This is a genomic window from Rossellomorea sp. H136 (genome assembly GCF_056838065.1).
Window position 1 is genome coordinate 4845830 of sequence record NZ_CM166371.1, and the last position, 18845, is coordinate 4864674.

Below are 18845 nucleotides of genomic sequence, written 5' to 3' on the forward strand. Positions count from 1 at the left end.
CTCCTGTTATGTAAGCGTTTTAAAAACAAATGTCCACTCCAAAAACACACTATTTATCAGTTGAATCTTTATTATTGCTAATGATTATTCTGATTCTTAGTTTAACATGTTTTTTTGTGATGGACAAAAATTTTCTTCAAATTCATCCTGTCATTTAGTGTTCCCCTTATACTAAAAATACTTCAGACTTTTTTACAGCACGATATATATGGTCTGTTATCAGGGAGTATCGGAGCCCTCGTTCTTTATTTCTTTTAAAGAAAAAGGATGAACAAATGGCATCTCATTTGTTCATCCTTTTTTTATTTCATGACGTTACGGTTGACCCTATAGTCCAATATCGCCTCGTGGATTCTTCTTAATGCCAAATCGATCCGCTCTTTCGGACAGGCAATGTTCATTCTGACAAAGGTGTGCCCGCTCTGACCAAATTTAAAGCCTTCATCAAATTTCACTTTGGCTTTGTTTAAGAAAAACGTACACAACTCTTCACCTGTCATGCCTAATTCCGTGCAATCCATCCAAATAAGGTGTGTAGCCTGTGGGGTAATGCCTTTCAGCTCCGGAAGGTGTTGCTCTAGATAATTCAGTACATACTGTTTATTCTCTTCAAGAACCATTAATAGCTCATTAAGCCATGGTTCGCCTTCCTCATAAGCCGCAATCGTCCCTTCAATCCCAAACACATTCGGTCTCATCAGTCCATAGCCCGTAAGCTTTTCATTATACTTATCTCTCAGGTCTTTATTCGGTATGAGAAGGATGGAGGTTTGAAGCCCCGCGATATTAAAGGTTTTACTTGGAGCTGCACATAGAATACTGCGCTCTACTAAGCTGTCATCCCCTTTAAACAGAGGAATGTGTTCATATCCTTTGTATACCAGGTCTCCATGCATTTCATCTGAAATGATCCACAGGTCATGTCGTTTAGCGATCGAACCAATTTTCATTAATTCTTCTTGCGTCCATACCCGTCCAACAGGATTATGAGGACTACAGAGAATAAGAAGTTTCGTTCTGGGATGACGTGCCTTTTCTTCTAAGTCGTCAAAATCAATCGAGTATACTCCATCCTCATAAAGCAATGTATTTTTCATAACCGAGCAACCATGGTTCTCGATCGTACTGTAAAAAGGATAGTAAACGGGATCTTGAATGATTACACCGTCTCCAGGCTCCGTTAACACGGACAACAATACATTGATACCCGGAATGATTCCAGGGCTAAAGCTGATCCACTCTTTCTCTATTTCCATCTGGAAGCGCCTCTTCCACCATGAGATGACAGACTCGAAGTATCGATCACTAAATGTCGTATAACCGTATATACCATGCTGAGCCTTGCGATTCATGGCATCGACAATGGCAGGAGACACCTGAAAGTCCATGTCTGCTATGCACATAGGAATTACATCCTCGGCAGGAAACGACCATTTCACAGAGTGAGTGTTTGTTCTCTCGATGCAATCATTCCAATTCATATCCTATTACCCCTCTCACATATATCTGTCCTTACTTTATACTAGATTTACTTAATGGTGAATATCTAATTTAAAAATAGGAATCCCCCTTACTTAATTTAGATGAGTGTCATGTCCAGATGCTTAATATATTCGCTACTTTTCAACGGTTTTCCCTTCCTTTGCTCTTCTATGGATATGCTTCATTCCTTCTCGCTTACTTAGCGGCGCCAGCTTTTCTGATTCGATGAATTGCTGTACCGCTTCCGGGTCCGTTTTTGAATACTCCCTCAATGCCCAGCCTATTGCCTTCTGAATAAAAAACTCCTTTGATTCATTATGCAATAATATGTATCTGAACAGGCGTCCCTGATCTGTTTTTTCTTTATATTTCAATTGATGCAAAATAGAGATCCGATTCAACCACATATAATCTGAATGAATCCATTTCTCTAAGTATGCGTCATCTTCTTCCGTTTGATAGATTTTCCCTACATGATTGGGAGCAATATGATCAACCGTATCCCACCAGGATTTATCTGTGATTATTTCTTCCAAAAATGGCAGGTGGTCTTTCGTTAAGTGCCTGGATTGTTTGTCCAGAAGGGAAAGAGCGATATACTGACACTCCCTTTGCGGTTCAGACCAAAGGGAACGAACAATGTCAGGCAATTCTTCAACCTGTGGTTTACCGTGTTCCTTCAGAAAGTCCCTTAGTAAAGCAGTACGTTCAGGGGTCCTAATGCCAAAGAATTGAAATTGGTTTCTCATATATGCTTCCATTGCTTCTCGATTTTCACTATTTTGATGCTTTTTTAATAGAGTGACGATTTTATCTGAATACTCATGCCCCATCCTTTTTCTCCCCTTTTTGATTTTGTTCTTCGCATTCAAAACAACTGCTTTTTCCATCCTCTTTTTGCACACCGTTAAAGAACCCGTCTAAACAATAAAGAGGCTTTTGACAGAGATAACAGTAGTCTACCAGCTCTTTCATCTTTTTACTGTATCCTTCTCACGAGTAAGTTAGTAGCTTGTTCGTTACCCATATATGATAGTCCAGCTTAATTTCCATTTAATCCTCCCCAGTCTGCACAAACTCTATTCTTACTTCTTTCTTGTGTAGAGATATACCTCTTTTAAACAAAAAAAGAAACAACCCTTAGCTCGCCAAAGGATTGTCTCTTTTTGTCACTTGTCTCATAAGGAAAAAGTGAAGAAGCTTTTTGCTTTGAGGTAATGAAAATCCGACGATGGAACCGAGTCCCAATGCGATAATGACCGTACCGATCCCGACAGGACCTCCGAGTAACCAACCAAAGAAGAACACGATAATCTCCATCCCATTCCGTACCCACTGAACTTTCCATCCCGTTTTTTCAACCACGAGCAGCATCAGGCTGTCACGGGGTCCTGCCCCCAGGTCAGCTGACACATAGAGTCCGATACCATACCCGATTACCACAATCCCAATAGCAAATACAATCGACTGTGCCAATAACGATTGAGGATCAGGAAGTACGTAATTAAATAAATCTATGAAAATACCAATTAACAACATATTTATAAAAGCGCCGACTTTAGGAAATGACTTCGTTCCAATCCCCGTCACGAACAAGATGACAAAGCCCGCAATAATGGACCATGTACCAATCGTCAGTCCGAGCTGCTTGAAGAGCCCATAATGAAACACATCCCAAGGTCCGATACCCAGGTCTTTCCCTTTGATCGTCAAGCTTATGCCAAACGCAAGTACAAGGAGGCCTGTAAAGAAGAATGACCAACGTAAAACTAATTCTCTATTCATGAAAATCCCTTCCTACACCATAGTCATTTCATTTATTACCCGGATAACTGTATCACAGAATAATAAACAAAAAAATTTCACAAAACCTATGGGGTTGGTGGGGTTTAATGAAATAATAAACGGTCTACTCTTCAACCAACTCAATGATTTCCCCGTCAGGTCCAAAGAAAAAGACCACTTTCCAGCCATTTTCAAGAAGAACAGGTCCCTCAACGGGTACTAACCCATTCTCCTCTAATAGACCAATCTCTGCTTCCAAATCGATGACTGCCAGGGCTATATGAAGAAATGTCCGCTTTGATCCGTTATCCTCCCCAGGCTCTTCGATGAGCTCCAATCGACAATCGTTCTTTTTCATAAATAGGATTTTCTCACTACCCCATTCGAAATACGTTTCCTCTTCAAACCCAAAATAAAATTGATAGAATTCCTTCGATAACACTAAACTCTTTACATTCATCCCAATATGATGAAGTCTCATATCCATTCCCCTTACAAAATTACATTCACGTCGCCAAATTCATGCCATTTATAGTTTTTTAATAGAGCCGTTTGATAGGCGTTCAATAACTTTTTTTCCGAGATAAAAGCCTTTAAGAGATCCAGATGGCTCGCTTCCGGTTCATGCAGCCCCGTAATGAGACCATCTACGAGTTGAAGAGGGGTATCCCCTGATATATATAAGTTTGTTACGCCTTCAGAAGGCTTTAGCTGTCCATATTGCATCATGATGGTTTCAAGGGCACGAACGACAGTAGTGCCCACTGCAATGACCCGTTTCCCACTATTCTTTGCCTTGAGTATTTTGTCCACTGTCCCTGAACCTACATGGTATTCTTCAGGATGATTTTTTGGTGTCGGCCAGCGATCATCCCCGTAATAGCTCAAGCCTGCGTGAAGCTGTATGAACACGATTTCAATTCCTTTCTGCTTCAAGGACTGTATCAACTTCCAAGAAAAGGCCCTTCCGGCAGATGTCATTTCCACAGACCCAGGGACTGATCCATATACAGTCTGGTAACAATCAAGTGGCCAGGGAGAATCAATATATTCATAACGGATCGGCTCTCCGTTTCTGTAAATAAAATCAAAAAGCTCTACACCACTCTTGTTAAATTTCAATTGCACCAGTGGTTTTTCACTTCCTTCACCCACCATGTTGGCCCGGACTTCCTCTGAAAAACAAATAGGTTCCCCCGCTTGATAGAAGTCTCCTATGATAAGCGCATCCCAGCTGTTATCATCTTTTTTTCTGGATAAACGAACTTCGAGATGCCTGTTTCCTTGCTTCCCTTTAAGTGATGCAGGAATGGTCCTGCTATTGTTTAAAACAAGTACGTCCCCCTTATTTAAAAACTCAGGTAACTGCTTGAATTGGGTATGATCACATTTTCCGGTCTCCCGGTTCAACATCATTAACTTTACTTCGTCTCTCTCAAATCCTTGTAACTCAATGGGGGTTGATGCGTTTAAATGGGACGGGATATCAAAGGTCTTAGCCAGTTCATTCATTCTCCCCGCCTCGATTCCACTTAAATTCTTGAGCTTCAAATCGATACCCATTCTCGTTTTCTGAAGCGTCGGAAGCCAGATATAAAAAGACCTCAAGGTGATCACGAGGGTCGGCAAGCGGATAATTACATTCCGGGACTGCCTTTTCGTGCATTTCCGTATCCATTTCCCCTGGATCGACCATATTCACCCGTATCCCTGTATCACTTAGCTCGTCGGCCCACGTTTGAGTTAATCCTTCGACGGCAAATTTCGAAATTCCGTATGCTCCCCACTCAGCAAATCCTGTTTTACCCGCTTCTGACGTTAAGTTAATGATTGAGCCCTTTCCCCGGCTGATCATTCCAGGAAGGACTCTTTTCGTTACTAAAAATGGGTTTAACGTATTGATTCTTAGCACATCAAGGAATTCTTCTTCAGGATAATCAGCCAGAAGGCGGGGACCCGGACCAAAAACGGATGCATTGTTAAAAAGAATATCTACTCCACCTAACACTTCCTCCGTTACAGAAACAAAACGGTCTACATCCCGGGAATGAGAAACATCGGCTTCCAAAGCTACCACTTCTCCCCCTAACTTCTTCAATTCTCTCTCAACCTCCAGAAGGGGTCCACCCGATCGTGCACAAATCGCAAGCTTCGCCCCTTCCTTGGCACATTGTACGGCAAGTGCCCTTCCCAACCCTTTTGAGGCTCCTGTGATCATGACTACTTTATTTTTCAACATCTTTATTTCCCCTTTCCTAACTCTTGTTACTCACAGTTTATGAAAAATCCCCTTTCGACAAATCATCTAAATGGGGTTGGGAGATATAGAAAATTAGAAGTAGCATCTTATCAGTCTTTTGATGTAGCTTTACAAAAACACGAACATTAACACTAGAATTTTTCTTTATATTCGTGTTATAATTAATTTGAAAATAAATATAGCAGTGACTGGCGAAAATGTGGAATCAACCACAAGGGAGCTGCAAATCTTACAAAACATGAGCCATTAGCCGTTCGCCTGGGCAGAAGGCAAGGGGATACCCTTGTCTTCTTTTACTATAATCAGGAGGGATTGCAGTGGAACCACTAGTATTAGACGGGAAACTTGTTGCATCTGAGGTAAAGGAAAGCCTAAAGTCGAGAGTTGCTGTATTAAAGGAGAATGGTATTACCCCATGTCTTGCTACGGTACTTGTTGGAGATGACCCATCTTCTGCTACGTATGTGAAAATGAAGGGCAATGCCTGCGCAAAGATCGGGATGGAATCAAGAAGGATTCATCTTCCAAAGGAAACGACAACGAATGAACTGTTGGACGTGATCCAGGAGCTTAATCAAGATTCTTCCGTTCATGGGATTCTCTTGCAGCACCCTGTTCCTCATCATATTGATGAACGTGCTGCCTTTGAAGCAATCACCATTGAAAAAGACGTTGATGGAGTCACAAGCCTTGGATTCGGTCAAAATTCATTAGGGTTTGGTGAATATCCATCCTGCACACCTGCTGCAATCATGAGCATCATCGATTACTACGGTGTGTCTCTTGAAGGAAAACACGCTGTCGTTGTAGGAAGAAGCCCGATTCTAGGAAAGCCTGTGTCCATGATGCTGTTGAATCGAAACGCAACGGTGACGACATGTCATTCGTATACAGAGAACCTGCCTGACATTCTCTCTACTGCAGATATCGTGGTGGCAGCAGTCGGTAAAGCTAACTTCATTCAAGGAGACTGGGTAAAAGAAGGTGCTGTTGTTCTTGATGCCGGATATAACAAAGGGAACGTTGGAGACATAGACTATGAAGCATGCTATGAAAAAGCGAGCGCGATTACTCCAGTTCCTGGCGGAGTTGGCCCCGTCACCATTTCCATGCTGTTAAAACAGACCGTGGATTCTGCTGAGAAATATGGTTCTGTTCTTGAACATTCATAATAAATATCCTTTAAGAGACTGACCCATTATGGGAGCCAGTCTCTTTTTTTCTTATTTCAGACTTATTATTTCTACATTTCAGGAAAGAATGGTAAGGAATAGAAAGATAAAGGAGCGTTCATATGGACACACAACACCAAAGTGCTTTTTCCAAAACACCGGAACCCTATTGGAGGGAAACGACTAAACTCCCCCTATTTAAAAAGCTTGATAAAAACATCAAGGTGGACGTAACCGTTGTTGGCGGCGGGATAGCAGGCATCACCACTGCCTATCTGTTAGCTAAAGGCGGGAAAAAAGTAGCTCTCATTGAGGCTAATCACTTATTGAACGGAACAACGGGGCATACAACGGCTAAGATTTCCGCTCAACATGGATTGATTTATGATGAGCTCATCCAACATTTTGGAGAAGAGTTTGCAAAGAAATATTATCTGTCTCAGACGAAGGCTCTTCAGTTTATAAAAGACACGATTTCCAGTGATAATATAGATTGTCATTTTTCAGAAGAGGACTCGTATGTTTACGCGACTACTGATCAATACGCTACAAAAATCGAGAAGGAGAACGAGGCGTATCAGAAGTTAGAAATCAAAGGAGAACTTGTCAAAAAGCTTCCCATTGATTTACCCATTAAAAACGCAGTCGTGATGAAAGATCAAGCACAGTTTCACCCTTTAAAATACCTTAAAGCCTTGGTTGATTCTTATACGGGACTTGGCGGTCAAGTATTTGAAGGAACTGCGGCTAAAACCATTAACGAAGGGGACTCCACTCAAGTTGTGACGGCAGACGGATATCATCTGGATAGTGAGCATGTTGTCATCTGCTCACACTTCCCATTTTATGATGGTATGGGTTTTTATTTCACAAAAATGTATGCCGAACGCTCGTACATCCTTGGAGTAAAAGCGAAAAAGGATTATCCGGGCGGCATGTACTTAAGTGCAGAAGATCCTACCCGTTCCCTCCGTTCTCAAGAGGATGAAAATGGAGAGAATCTCATCCTAATCGGCGGGGATAATCATAAAACAGGACAAGGAAAGGATACGTTGGCTCATTATAAAGCACTCAAAGTTTTTGGTGAAGAAGTGCTTGGAATTGAAGAAATTCGTTATAGATGGTCAGCACAAGATCTTATCACGTTAGACAAAGTACCTTATATCGGTAAATTAACGGAAAAGCATCCTTCCATTTTCGTAGGCACAGGCTTTAAAAAATGGGGAATGACGTCAGGTACTCTGGCGGGGCAAATTCTATCTGAACAAATTTTAGGAAATCATCATATTTATGCTGACATATATACTCCTTCCCGTTTTGTCGCAGATCCAAGCATTAAACATTTCTTCAAAGAGAACTTAAATGTAGCAGGGCAACTCATTAAAGGAAAACTGCAAATACCAACTAAAAAACCGCAGGAACTCCAAAAAGGGGAAGCCGATGTCGTGAACCTGAATGGACGACGCTGTGGAGGGTACCGGGATGATTCAGGAAAGCTGCACGTCGTAGACACCACCTGTACCCATCTCGGCTGTGAAACCGAATGGAACCACGGAGATCACACATGGGACTGCCCTTGTCACGGATCCCGCTTCTCCATTGAAGGAGAAGTGATTGAAGGTCCTGCAAAGAAACCTCTTACAAGGTTTGAAGTGACCGATTGAGTTGACGGATCTTTGGAAAGCAACTCCCGATTATTGTCGAATATAGCCTGGGAAATAAACCGAATCAATAAAGTATTTGACATATTTTGTCGCATCTCACAGAAGAATATTTCCTCGATTATGTCTCAAACTATAAATGCTTGAGTTACTATTTTGGGAGGGATATTGAATGGGACGCACTAAAAAAGGTAACCGTAATGCTCAAAGTAATAATAATGCTAAACAAAATCGAACAAGTTCTGAATTAGTGGAGTTTACAACCGGGCAAGCGAATACAAAGAAAAACCGACCACAAGACTAGTAAAGACTAGCTGCTTGAATGAAGAATAACCGGCAGTAACGCTGCGTCAGGTTATTCTTTTCTTATTTCTCCTGATCCGTTCATCTTTCCGTAGAGGAATCTCACTGCCAACCTCGAATACGTTATAGAGAAATTGATTAGGAGGAATATATGATGCAAGAACAAATGCTATTTCAACAAATGGAATTCATCCGACTTCGCACACTGGCTGCTCTCGATGCGACAACGGAACAACAGGCGGATGAAGTACCTCCTGGATTCAGAAATTCAATCCGATGGAATTTAGGACATATTCTACAGTCTCAGGAAAACCTGTTATTCTCCTTTGTAGGGGAAAACAACCGTAAAGCACTTCCGCCTGAATACGGGAAGCTATTTGGCTTCAATACGAGCCCTGACACCTGGAATACGCTCACACCTCCTACACTGAAAGAACTTCGTGAGAAATTGGAGGCACAACCACAAAGGATGAAAGAAGCATTTTCCGGTCGTTTGGATGAAACAGGAGAGAAGCCGTTTGTCCTTGGTGAACATACTACGTTTACCACTTTAGGTGAAGTTCTTTCCTTCGCTAACTGGCATGAGGGCTTGCACCAGGGAACCATTACATCCATTAAGCGAGTGCAGGGAATCGAGAATCTTTGGGAAAAGGTTGAAGATAAGATAGTAAGATAAAAAGACATGGTGGCTCTTGTGCTGCCATGTCTTTTAACTGCCTTTAAACAAAATTAAAAAATCCCCATACCCTTCTTCTTCTAATTTCCCTTTAGGAATAAATCGTAAAGAAGCAGAATTGATACAATAACGGAGTCCTTTTGGACCAGGTCCATCAGTGAATACATGCCCGAGATGGGAGTCGGCTTCCCTGCTTCTTATTTCTACCCGGGTCGAACGATGCGATAAGTCATATTGTTCTTTGACGCTTGCATCCATGACGGGCTTTGTAAAGCTGGGCCAGCCGCACCCACTATCATACTGATCTTTAGAAGTGAATAAAGGTTCACCCGAAACGATATCAACGTATAAACCTTCTTCAGTGTTATCCCAATACTCATTTTCGTAAGGTGGCTCTGTTCCATTTTCCTGGGTAACGAAGTATTGCATTTCTGTGAGCTGTTCCTTTAAATGGGATCGATCTTTTGCCCAATACTTTTTCAAAAAATCTTCTCGCCCGGATCCACGCTTATATAAAGCATATCGGAAGGAATGTTCCTTATAGAAATCCTGATGATAATCTTCAGCAGGATAAAACTCGCTTGCAGGGAGAATCTTCGTCACCACAGGTTTTGCAAAAATATTACTCTGCTCCAATATTAGTTTTGAATCTTCAGCAAGCTTTTTTTGATTATCGTTATGATAAAAAATAGCTGTACGATAGGAGTCACCCCGGTCTTTAAACTGTCCCCCTGAATCAGTCGGATCAATTTGCTTCCAGTATAAATCCAGCAGTTTCTCATAAGGGTACTGAATAGGATCAAACGTGATCTGGACCGCTTCAAAGTGTCCTGTTTCCCCAGAGGTCACTTCTTTATATGTTGGATTTGCGGATGTACCTCCTGTATAGCCGGATACAATTCGTTTAATTCCTTCCTGCTCATCAAAGGGCTCGACCATACACCAAAAACAACCACCAGCAAACGTTGCTAGTTCCATTTCTTCACCTCTTTCGTTTCACATGAAACACTCATCAGTTATAGATTTCTCAATTTCTCACCCAAAATTCATCCTTCAAAATAAAGGTGATAATGATTCTGACACCCGGGGTTGAAGGATGCTCGACAATGAGGACAGACCGATTGGCAATTCATATATTGTAAAATGGTTAACTCATTCTTACATTCTCCACAAAGAACCGCTTTCGTATTCCACTCGTTCTTTGACCAAATAATAGGGTCATGATCTGCGAGATCGTCATGACATTTATAACAAGGATAATAGGTGTTACAACACTTAAATTTAATTGCTATGATATCTTTTTGGGTTTGGTAATGTTTGCATTTCGTTTTAGAGTCTACTTCTACGCCATATACCTCAATCAACTTTTCAGTCATGTTCATCCCCCTTCATGCAGTAAAATTCGATAAATATAGTCGATTTCCCTACAAAAATCTTAAACTAGTTATCTATTACCTATATATTCTAGTCTATTGTCCTATCTGTACTATACAATGAATAGTAAGAGAAAGGGAGGGGAAGATTCTTGAAATCGATCGTGTTTGGAGCTGCAAGCCGAACAAGAAAAGAAGTAGTGAAGCATATTCTAATGGAGGATCATGAAGTCATTGCATTTGGACTGATACAGCCAAATATAAAGGGACTGATTTCTCCTACGATACGCTATTCGTAAGAAAAACAGTCCCTTTTCATTAATTCATATGCTCTAGAATCCCATTTAAATCCTTATATTCAAAATGAGGTCTTACCCCTAATTCATCCATCACTTTATCCTGACGATTGATCCAAGCCGTATAGAATCCAAAGTTCGTCGCCCCTGCAATGTCCCATGGGTTAGAAGACATAAACAGTACTTCTTCTCTTCTGACCCCAAGCTTTTCAAGAACAAGCTGGTAAGACATCGGGGTCGGTTTAAACTGCTTCACTTCATCAACTGTCAAAACCTCATCCAGTAAATGCCCAAAGGAAGATTGCTCAACCAGAGGAGAAAGCATATCCAGTGAACCATTGGAAAAGATGGCTTTTTGATAAGGTTTCAGTTCTTGTAATACACTCCCTACTTCTTCGTAGTGGTCTAACTCCAGGTAAGCCTCCAGCAATTCCTTCTCTTTTCCTTCGGTAAGATCAACTCCTGCTTGCTTAGCCGCATAATGGAGAGCATCCTTCGTTATTGTAAAAAAAGTCGTATACGTACCCATTAATTGACGTAAAAAACTATACTCCAGCTGCTTCTGGCGCCACACCTGGCTAATTTCCTCCCCTTTATCAGGAAAAAGTTCATTACACTTTTCAATGACGGAATGAACATCGAAAAGTGTTCCATACGCATCGAACACAAATGCCTTTATATTGAGATTTGACATACGTATCCTCCTCTTTCATTCTTCTTATATAATAGACCATTTTAGATTAATTAAACTTTTTCAATTCTAAGCGAATTCATTTCACAACTAGTCTATTTATGGTATATTACTTCGAGTATCTAAATATGTAACGGAGGTGGTCATAGATGACTGCAGATCAACACGCTCAAGCATCTCCTTCCTATACAAAGACGATTCTGTTCTTGAGCTTAACCGTCTGGCTCGTAGTCATGAATACCACCATGTTTAATGTAGCACTCCCCAATGTCTTAAAGGATTTCTCTTTAGCCCCTTCTGAAGGAGCCTGGATCGTATCGGGATATTCCATCGTACTCGCCATTTGTACCATCACGTATACACGTCTCGCAGACTATATACCGATCAGGAGGCTGCTTATCCTGGGCATCTCCATTTTCGGGCTGGCATCGTTCATAGGCTTCTTTGCCCATACCTTTACCTGGCTATTGCTCTCCCGTATATTCCAAGCGGCAGGTGCTGCAGCCATCCCCGGTCTATCCATGGTATTCGCCGGACGTTTTGTCCCGATGGTAAGACGTGGTCGGGCATTAGCTATGATTGCCTCAGCTTCTTCCCTGGGCTTTGGATTAGGGCCCGTCGTAGGTGGTGTGATTACCGATTATTTAAGTTGGAACTATTTATTTCTAATCACGTTATGTGTCCTTGGAATGATACCTGTACTATACCGCTTCCTGCCGGATGAGACGACCAGGAAAGGGTACTTTGATGTATGGGGAGGCCTTTTAACCGGAATCGGAATTACGTTCTTTCTGCTGTTTATTTCAACTTTCCACTGGTATTATTTCGCAGGTGCCGTTGTATTCTTTGGAGGATTGTGGATTCGGATCCATAAGATCGAACGACCTTTTATTCAACCCAGTTTGATACGGGACAAAGGATACCGTCAGATTTTATATATGAGTTTCCTGGGTTTCGCCACTCACTTTGCGATTCTAATCGTCATGCCTTTGATGCTTCAGCATGTATTTGGTAAAAACCCGACAGCAGTCGGATTCATTATCTTTCCGGGTGCGATACTGTCGGCAGTGGCAGCTATTTATGTCGGAAGATTGATTGATCGATATGGGAATATGAAAGTGATGTTCCTTGCACATATTCTCCTGATCATTTCAACCGGCATCTTTTATATCTTATCACCCCAAAGTGAATACATGATAATGCTGGCTTATATGTTTACAAGCTTTGGCTTCTCAAGTCTTTCGTCAAGCTCGACCAACGAAGTATCCCGTGTCATGAGTAGGGAGCTTATTGCTTCAGGAATCGGCATGAAACAACTTACCCACTTCGTAGGCAGTGCGTCTGGTTCTGTTCTCGGAGGAATCATTGTCGAGATGGGAGGGGCAGATTTCCCGGTCCGTTCCTTTCAGAATACATTCCTTGTTCTGATCGGATTAATGACACTATCCCTTATTCTATTATTCTTGTACCGCAAGAGAATCAACCATCAATAAGATCTGAGGCTGGGACAAAAGTTTTTTAGCCTAAGTCAAACCCGAACAAACCTGCTTCTTAGTGTGCAGATTTGTTCGGGTTTATTATTTATTTTCGAAATTTGATTTTAGCTGTTTCCAGCGGTTGATTGGAGTGCAAGACGAAGACTCCTGCGGGAAGAGTAGCTTATGTGAGACCCCGCAGGCTTGCCGAGGAGGCTCACGGGCTACCCGCGGAAAGCGTAGTCTTGCACGGAAATCATTAGCGGTATGAAGAACCTACACTTCTATTGTTCGTCTTTTTATCGTGGTTTTTTAGTTTTGTCCCAGCCTCTTTTCCTACGATTAGTCAAGTACTAAATCATAAGTTGTAGGATTATTCACTATTATTTGTGCATAGGAAATAAACCTCAGCTATTCATAATTTTAAACTGAGGATATTCATGGTATACTAAACTACATATTATTGGTCCATAGAGACCGCGTGCGAGTAATCGTACTTTGTATTGTTCCTGACCATGGAATATATACATTTTAGTAGCTTATTCATGCAAGCTACAGTGGCAACCTTATCCTTTTTGGAGATAGGTTGCTTTTTTAATTTGTAATAATAATCAACGATATGATTTGATCCTGCTTTTTGTTGGCGGATCATGTTCCGAACAATGAGATATAAAATTTTTCGTCCTTTAGGATTTCCTCGTTTATTAATATGATCTTGTCCTGCGTATTTTCCAGACTGATATCTTCGAATATCAATACCCACAAATGCGTTGACTTTTTTATGATTAGAAAAGCGAGAGAGGTCACCAAACTCACCGATAAAAAGTCCTGCGCTAATGTCACCCACCCCAGGGAGACTGATAAGTACTTCAAACTCAGGAAGCTTTTTTGCCTCGTTAATCAACTGGTTAGAAACGTGTTCTTTTTCCTCTAATAAACGGAGGAGTTGTTTTGCATAGTATTGAACTTTTGATGTTTGAATACTCGCTGAAGAAATAGCTGGATAGGATTCCTTGGCGTATTCTATTATTTGACTTGCCTTCTGTTTAGCACGATTTTCTGAAATTCTTTTCGTGGTACTTTTTTTCAAAAGGTTCTTGATTTTTGTTTGGCTCTTTTCTAAGACAAAGTCTGGATGAGGAAATAGGTCCATCAATGTTAAGGAGTAGGGTGTCATTTTACTCGAGAAAAAGTGTTCAAGCTCTGGAAAACTTAATTGTAGTGCATTATGCAAGTACATTCGCATACGTTTTTTTTCTTCCTCTATTTCCTGATAAAAGCGAGAAAGATCCCGGAGTCGACTATATATTTCTGGTTGTTGGATTTTTTCTACTCGGCAATTTTGTTGATGAACTTGTGCTAATTTGTGAGCATCATGCTTGTCCGTTTTCCAGCTTCTTAGAGTCCCTTGTTCTAGTTGTTTTTTTGCCTCAAGAGGGTTTAATAAAGAGTAGTGCAATTGGTTCTTTTGACAAAAGGTTTCAACTGGTTTTGAATAAATACCTGTTGATTCAAAAACAAGAATAGGTTCTTCAGAAAGGTTTCCGATCTCATCAAGCAGCGTTTGAAAACCAAACTTATTATGAAGAAATTCCCCTTCCGAAAGACAGGTTTGACCATCGTAAATCACTTTGTAGCTTTTCCCCATAGAAATATCTAAAGCAATTACTAATTCCAAATATTTTCCCTCTCTTCGTTGTCCTTTTGAAAGACCTTCACTTATTCATTTTGATTCTAATTTCCTATACACGAGCTCATGGCCCCAACATACTTAAACCTGATTCAAAAATGAAAGTGAAGAGGCTCGGTTTTTGATACGGATTCGAAATCCTTGAGGCTTTGGTCGAGCTTTCTTTCACTTCTCACTATAACTCTAAAAAGAAAAATAGTGGGTAAAGACATCCGTCGATGACTTTACCCACTAATCTTAGTATGTTTTTTGTAAAAAAAGTGCCCATCCTATCCTGCATGGATTCCTCCGCTACCATTAAGGGTATAGTAAGAAAAAATGGCAGAACAGGGGAATTCAATTGAAAGCAAAGAAAAAGTGGTATAAGAAGAAAAGCTGGTGGTTCGGGGGTGTCATCATATTGATCCTTTCAGTCGTCATGATTTACCACCGGGTAAAGCCGTTACCTCCGGGGATATCCTACGCTGGCAACACCTATACCATACCGGAGAAGGATGTTGAGTTCATATACGACCTTACATACCAGAAAGACGGGAACGAGCACTATGACCATTCGATCTTTAATGAAGTCTATCAAACGATAGAAGAAGCAGAGGATTTTCTTATTCTGGACTTATTTTTAGTGAATGGTTACACAAAGGGTGATCGTGATTATCCCAGGATCAGTGAAACATTATCAAAAACGATTCAAAAACAGATGAAAAAGAAACCTGATTTGAAAGTGGTCTTCATCAGTGATGTTGTCAACACCACGTATGGGGCCCATACCGCTAAACAATTGGAACCTTTAGAAGACTTGGGGGCTGAAGTCATATTTACAGATTTAAACCGCCTCAGGGACCCTAACATCTTATACTCAGGTGTATGGAGAGCCGCCTTAGGCTGGTTTGGTCAGGATGGATACGGATGGCTCCCTAACCCCATGGCTTCAACTGCACCTAAGGTAACCATGAGATCGTATTTGAAACTATTAAATGTAAAGGCAAATCACCGAAAAGTCGTCATTACAGAGAAAGAGGGACTAATTCTTTCCGCCAACCCCCATGACGCCAGCGGTTTCCACTCTAATATAGGATTCAAAGTCAAAGGGGACATTCTTAAGGACATGGTGAAAGCCGAAAAGGCAGTGGCTGCATTTTCAGGGGGGAACATCGAGGCATTTCCTACCAAGGAAGACTTAGATCAGTCTATTAAAAAGCTTTCTTCTACAGAAACTTCCGTCAAAGCACAAATCCTTACAGAAAAGAAGGTTCAAACAAGTGTCGTAAAAGCTATGGATATAGCAAATAAAGGGGATGAAGTCTGGATCGGGATGTTCTATCTTGCAGATCGGGACATTATCGACGCCATAGAGGATGCTGCTGACCGTGGAGTAGAAGTAAGATTAGTGCTGGACCCCAATCAGAATGCCTTCGGTCAAGAAAAGATAGGGTTACCCAACCTGCCAATCGCATCAGAGCTGCACAACTTAGACAATGACCATATTACGATTCGCTGGTACAACACCAATAAGGAACAATACCATACTAAGTTCATTTATATAAAAGGGGCAAAAGAGAGTACGGTCATCGGAGGATCCAGTAATTACACATCGAGAAATTTAGATGATTATAACTTAGAAGAAAACATAAAGATTGTGGCACCTACTGATAGCAAAACCATGTCAAATATTGATCAGTATTTTAACCGTATATGGAACAACGAAGATGGCACCTACACCGTTAATTATGAGAAATATCAGGATAAACTACCTGCCTTTAAATATGTCATGTATATCTTGCAAAAAATTTTCCAAGTGACGACCTATTAGGTTTTAATTCCACAATAAAAGGGAATTAAATCAGTAACAACACATCACAAAAAACATTACATGGAGGTTAGAAAAATGGGTATTATTTTGTACTTAATCGTAGGTGGAATAATCGGTTGGTTAGCTGGTCTTATATTAGGCAAAAACGTTCCTGGTGGAATCATCGGAAACATCGTCGCAGGTATTATCGGTGCATGGATCGGCGGAGAACTCTTAGGAAGCTTCGGACCATCACTTGCAGGAATCGCCATCATACCAGCACTACTCGGAGCGATCATCTTTGTATTCCTGTTAAGCTTACTTTTAAGAGGAATGAGAAAGTCTACTCATTAAAAACAATGAAGAGGCTGTGACAAAAGTATTTTATCCTAAGTCAAACCCGAACAAACCTGCTTCTTAGTGTGCAGATTTGTTCGGGTTTATTATTTATTTTCGAATCATTTGATTTTAGCTTTTTCCAGCGGTTGATTGAAGTGCAAGACGAAGACTCCTGCGGGAAGAGTAGCTTATGTGAGACCCCGCAGGCTTGCCGAGGAGGCTCACGGGCTACCCGCGGAAAGCGTAGTCTTGCACGGAAATCATTAGCGGTATGAAGAACCTACACTTCTATTGTTGTCTTTTTATCGTGGTTTTTTAGTTTGTCCCAGCCTCTTTTCATTTGTCCTTAAAGATATAAAAAAACAGCCAATGCTGGCTGCCCTCTTAATACGTCATAGATTTCTTATGTCTTCTTTTATTCCGATACTTCTTATAAAACGGGTAAATAATAGGTCCCCATTTGATCAGTCTTCCAATTAAACGTTTCATGCAGGTAACCTCCTTTGTATAGTAATCTATACCCGAATATGCAGAAAGAAAACATATGCTAGAATAAAGTCAAGACGAATGACGAGGTGTTTCACATGCATATAACAGAAGAATTAGCTTATCCAATCATCTCAAAATTAAAAACCATCGTTAGTACTAATATTAATATCATGAACGAGTCCGGCGTCATTGTTGCCAGCACTGATTCTTCACGTATGAACCAGGTACATGAAGGAGCTCTGTATGTCCTCAAACAAAAAAGACCATTAATCATTTCTGAGCACGATTTAGGTAAATATCATGGTTCCAAGGAAGGCATCAATCTCCCTATTGAGTTCCTGGGAGAAATGATCGGCGTCGTTGGGGTTACAGGTTCTCCACAAGAATTAGATCAGTTTGTGAAAATCGTGAAAATTACCGTTGAAGTTATGCTTCAACAGGTTCATTTCCACAATCAATTGCAGCATCAAAAAACATTAATGGATAATTGGTTATTAGATTTGGTGCATCCTCATTATTTTAATGAAAGAAAAAATGAAGCATTTGCTCATCACTACTTACATCTTGAAACCAGCCAAAACGTTCAAATTTTGTTGGTTCAGTTTGACGACTTATTGGCTCACTCTACAACCAACCTTCCTTTACCAATGGTCAAAGAAGAGCTATTAAGGAGAATGAAGCTTCAATTACCAAAGGTGCACTTTCAATCCTTCATTACCGACTCCCACTGCGTCATAGGAATCCCTTCAAGTATTTGCCCCACTGAGGAAGAGGCGATAATTCTGGCAAAGCGTTTGCAACACCATTTACAGGAAAAGCATGTCAAGGTGAAAACGGCTGTAGGCAATGTATATTCAGGAGTTAGCGGGTACAGAAAATCTTATTTGGAAGCACACAACTCCCTAGAATTACAGGAACGCTTCCCACAGTTCACCGACTATATTCATATCCAGGAATGGGGGATCATGGATTTCATCAAGCAAATCCCCATTGATGTACGTAAGGAATTTATGAACCGTTATTATGAACGAATCCTTCAATTGAGTTTTACCTTGCGACTTACACTACAACGATTGTTCGATTGCCAATTAAACATGAAAGAAACGGCGAACTCATTACATATTCACCGAAACACCCTCCTGTACAGGCTTGAAAGTGTCGAGGAACTGACAGGTTTAAACCCACGGAAATTTGATGACGCCATATTACTTCGGTTTATCCTAATTATCCAGGAGATGAATAAAGAGTTGTAAAATATGATTGTGCACATGCACAATCTTTTTTCATTTTTTGGAGAATTGTTTAGATGAATCCACATTGTAACCGCTTACCTATATTGGTTAAATGAAAGAATAGATTATATT

General features: G+C 40.8%; 19 protein-coding genes and 1 riboswitch. Of the genes, 9 read left to right on the forward strand and 10 right to left on the reverse strand.

The features are described 5' to 3' along the window. Window positions 1-302 precede the first annotated feature (302 nt). The 6 genes from ACYH0O_RS24260 to ACYH0O_RS24285 form a co-directional block, all read right to left on the reverse strand. Complete coding sequence (locus tag ACYH0O_RS24260) at window positions 303-1481, reverse strand: MalY/PatB family protein (RefSeq protein ID WP_482630654.1); 1179 nt, start codon at window positions 1479-1481, stop codon at window positions 303-305. Window positions 1482-1616: 135 nt separating this feature from the next. Further along, window positions 1617-2315 (reverse strand): DNA alkylation repair protein, encoded by a 699-nt coding sequence (locus tag ACYH0O_RS24265; RefSeq protein WP_482630655.1) that lies wholly within the window; start codon window positions 2313-2315, stop codon window positions 1617-1619. 307 nt (window positions 2316-2622) lie between these two features. Continuing rightward, window positions 2623-3267 (reverse strand): YczE/YyaS/YitT family protein, encoded by a 645-nt coding sequence (locus ACYH0O_RS24270; RefSeq protein ID WP_149154874.1) that lies wholly within the window; start codon window positions 3265-3267, stop codon window positions 2623-2625. A 124-nt stretch (window positions 3268-3391) separates the two neighbouring features. After that, on the reverse strand, window positions 3392-3748 hold the full coding sequence (locus ACYH0O_RS24275) for a VOC family protein (protein WP_482630656.1): 357 nt from the start codon (window positions 3746-3748) through the stop codon (window positions 3392-3394). An 11-nt stretch (window positions 3749-3759) separates the two neighbouring features. Beyond that, a complete protein-coding gene (locus ACYH0O_RS24280; protein WP_482630657.1) occupies window positions 3760-4779 on the reverse strand; it encodes an S-adenosylmethionine:tRNA ribosyltransferase-isomerase in 1020 nt (339 codons plus the stop codon). Further along, entirely contained in the window at window positions 4772-5506 is a 735-nt protein-coding gene (locus tag ACYH0O_RS24285) for an SDR family NAD(P)-dependent oxidoreductase (protein WP_482630658.1), read from the reverse strand. The genes ACYH0O_RS24280 and ACYH0O_RS24285 overlap by 8 nt, the downstream gene beginning before the upstream one ends. A gap of 195 nt (window positions 5507-5701) precedes the next feature. Beyond that, a riboswitch (ZMP/ZTP riboswitch) is annotated at window positions 5702-5798 on the forward strand. Between the two features lie 46 nt (window positions 5799-5844). Here ACYH0O_RS24285 and ACYH0O_RS24290 point away from each other — a divergent pair. The 4 genes from ACYH0O_RS24290 (at window position 5845) to ACYH0O_RS24305 (ending at window position 9339) form a co-directional block, all read left to right on the forward strand. Then, window positions 5845-6699, forward strand: a complete 855-nt coding sequence (locus ACYH0O_RS24290) for a bifunctional 5,10-methylenetetrahydrofolate dehydrogenase/5,10-methenyltetrahydrofolate cyclohydrolase (protein WP_482630659.1) — start codon at window positions 5845-5847, stop codon at window positions 6697-6699. Between the two features lie 122 nt (window positions 6700-6821). Beyond that, window positions 6822-8363 (forward strand): FAD-dependent oxidoreductase, encoded by a 1542-nt coding sequence (locus tag ACYH0O_RS24295; RefSeq protein WP_482630660.1) that lies wholly within the window; start codon window positions 6822-6824, stop codon window positions 8361-8363. 169 nt (window positions 8364-8532) lie between these two features. After that, window positions 8533-8664: a hypothetical protein gene (locus ACYH0O_RS24300; protein WP_262481647.1), complete on the forward strand. Its 132-nt coding sequence runs from the start codon at window positions 8533-8535 to the stop codon at window positions 8662-8664. Window positions 8665-8814: 150 nt separating this feature from the next. Next, complete coding sequence (locus ACYH0O_RS24305; RefSeq protein ID WP_482630661.1) at window positions 8815-9339, forward strand: DinB family protein; 525 nt, start codon at window positions 8815-8817, stop codon at window positions 9337-9339. A gap of 33 nt (window positions 9340-9372) precedes the next feature. Here the strand turns inward: ACYH0O_RS24305 and msrB are convergent, their stop codons facing one another. Beyond that, on the reverse strand, window positions 9373-10317 hold the full coding sequence (gene msrB / locus ACYH0O_RS24310) for a peptide-methionine (R)-S-oxide reductase MsrB (protein WP_482630662.1): 945 nt from the start codon (window positions 10315-10317) through the stop codon (window positions 9373-9375). Between the two features lie 68 nt (window positions 10318-10385). After that, a complete protein-coding gene (locus tag ACYH0O_RS24315) occupies window positions 10386-10715 on the reverse strand; it encodes a CHY zinc finger protein (RefSeq protein ID WP_482630663.1) in 330 nt (109 codons plus the stop codon). A 149-nt stretch (window positions 10716-10864) separates the two neighbouring features. Between ACYH0O_RS24315 and ACYH0O_RS24320 the strand changes: the two genes are divergently transcribed. Beyond that, entirely contained in the window at window positions 10865-11011 is a 147-nt protein-coding gene (locus ACYH0O_RS24320) for a hypothetical protein (RefSeq protein ID WP_482630664.1), read from the forward strand. Between the two features lie 19 nt (window positions 11012-11030). On the opposite strand, the gene ACYH0O_RS24325 is transcribed toward ACYH0O_RS24320, so the two are convergent. After that, window positions 11031-11702 carry a haloacid dehalogenase type II gene (locus ACYH0O_RS24325; protein WP_482630665.1) on the reverse strand — a complete coding sequence of 224 codons (672 nt, stop codon included), beginning with the start codon at window positions 11700-11702 and terminating at the stop codon, window positions 11031-11033. A gap of 146 nt (window positions 11703-11848) precedes the next feature. On the opposite strand from ACYH0O_RS24325, the gene ACYH0O_RS24330 reads away from it, so the two are divergent. Further along, window positions 11849-13192 carry an MFS transporter gene (locus tag ACYH0O_RS24330; RefSeq protein ID WP_482630666.1) on the forward strand — a complete coding sequence of 448 codons (1344 nt, stop codon included), beginning with the start codon at window positions 11849-11851 and terminating at the stop codon, window positions 13190-13192. 442 nt (window positions 13193-13634) lie between these two features. Here ACYH0O_RS24330 and ACYH0O_RS24335 read toward each other — a convergent pair whose 3' ends face one another. Continuing rightward, complete coding sequence (locus ACYH0O_RS24335; protein WP_482629122.1) at window positions 13635-14852, reverse strand: IS110 family RNA-guided transposase; 1218 nt, start codon at window positions 14850-14852, stop codon at window positions 13635-13637. A gap of 352 nt (window positions 14853-15204) precedes the next feature. Here ACYH0O_RS24335 and ACYH0O_RS24340 point away from each other — a divergent pair, with 352 nt between their 5' ends. The 3 genes from ACYH0O_RS24340 to ACYH0O_RS24350 all read left to right on the forward strand — a co-directional run bounded on the left by ACYH0O_RS24340 (window position 15205) and on the right by ACYH0O_RS24350 (window position 18734). Then, window positions 15205-16674, forward strand: coding sequence for a phospholipase D family protein (locus tag ACYH0O_RS24340; RefSeq protein ID WP_482630667.1), 1470 nt, complete (start codon window positions 15205-15207; stop codon window positions 16672-16674). A gap of 75 nt (window positions 16675-16749) precedes the next feature. Then, window positions 16750-17007, forward strand: a complete 258-nt coding sequence (locus ACYH0O_RS24345; protein WP_482630668.1) for a GlsB/YeaQ/YmgE family stress response membrane protein — start codon at window positions 16750-16752, stop codon at window positions 17005-17007. 569 nt (window positions 17008-17576) lie between these two features. Beyond that, entirely contained in the window at window positions 17577-18734 is a 1158-nt protein-coding gene (locus ACYH0O_RS24350; protein WP_482630669.1) for a CdaR family transcriptional regulator, read from the forward strand. Window positions 18735-18845: the final 111 nt, after the last annotated feature.

Excerpts from the sequence above, each read along its gene's own strand:
- ACYH0O_RS24260 (WP_482630654.1), bottom strand. The coding sequence starts at position 1,481 with ATGAATTGGAATGATTGCATCGAGAGAACAAACACTCACTCTGTGAAA.
- ACYH0O_RS24285 (WP_482630658.1), bottom strand. The coding sequence starts at position 5,506 with ATGTTGAAAAATAAAGTAGTCATGATCACAGGAGCCTCAAAAGGGTTG.
- ACYH0O_RS24350 (WP_482630669.1), top strand. The coding sequence starts at position 17,577 with ATGCATATAACAGAAGAATTAGCTTATCCAATCATCTCAAAATTAAAA.
- ACYH0O_RS24265 (WP_482630655.1), bottom strand. The coding sequence starts at position 2,315 with ATGGGGCATGAGTATTCAGATAAAATCGTCACTCTATTAAAAAAGCAT.
- ACYH0O_RS24325 (WP_482630665.1), bottom strand. The coding sequence starts at position 11,702 with ATGTCAAATCTCAATATAAAGGCATTTGTGTTCGATGCGTATGGAACA.
- msrB (WP_482630662.1), bottom strand. The coding sequence starts at position 10,317 with ATGGAACTAGCAACGTTTGCTGGTGGTTGTTTTTGGTGTATGGTCGAG.
- ACYH0O_RS24305 (WP_482630661.1), top strand. The coding sequence starts at position 8,815 with ATGATGCAAGAACAAATGCTATTTCAACAAATGGAATTCATCCGACTT.
- ACYH0O_RS24270 (WP_149154874.1), bottom strand. The coding sequence starts at position 3,267 with ATGAATAGAGAATTAGTTTTACGTTGGTCATTCTTCTTTACAGGCCTC.
- ACYH0O_RS24300 (WP_262481647.1), top strand. The coding sequence starts at position 8,533 with ATGGGACGCACTAAAAAAGGTAACCGTAATGCTCAAAGTAATAATAAT.
- ACYH0O_RS24330 (WP_482630666.1), top strand. The coding sequence starts at position 11,849 with ATGACTGCAGATCAACACGCTCAAGCATCTCCTTCCTATACAAAGACG.
- ACYH0O_RS24315 (WP_482630663.1), bottom strand. The coding sequence starts at position 10,715 with ATGACTGAAAAGTTGATTGAGGTATATGGCGTAGAAGTAGACTCTAAA.
- ACYH0O_RS24345 (WP_482630668.1), top strand. The coding sequence starts at position 16,750 with ATGGGTATTATTTTGTACTTAATCGTAGGTGGAATAATCGGTTGGTTA.
- ACYH0O_RS24295 (WP_482630660.1), top strand. The coding sequence starts at position 6,822 with ATGGACACACAACACCAAAGTGCTTTTTCCAAAACACCGGAACCCTAT.
- ACYH0O_RS24280 (WP_482630657.1), bottom strand. The coding sequence starts at position 4,779 with ATGAATGAACTGGCTAAGACCTTTGATATCCCGTCCCATTTAAACGCA.
- ACYH0O_RS24275 (WP_482630656.1), bottom strand. The coding sequence starts at position 3,748 with ATGAGACTTCATCATATTGGGATGAATGTAAAGAGTTTAGTGTTATCG.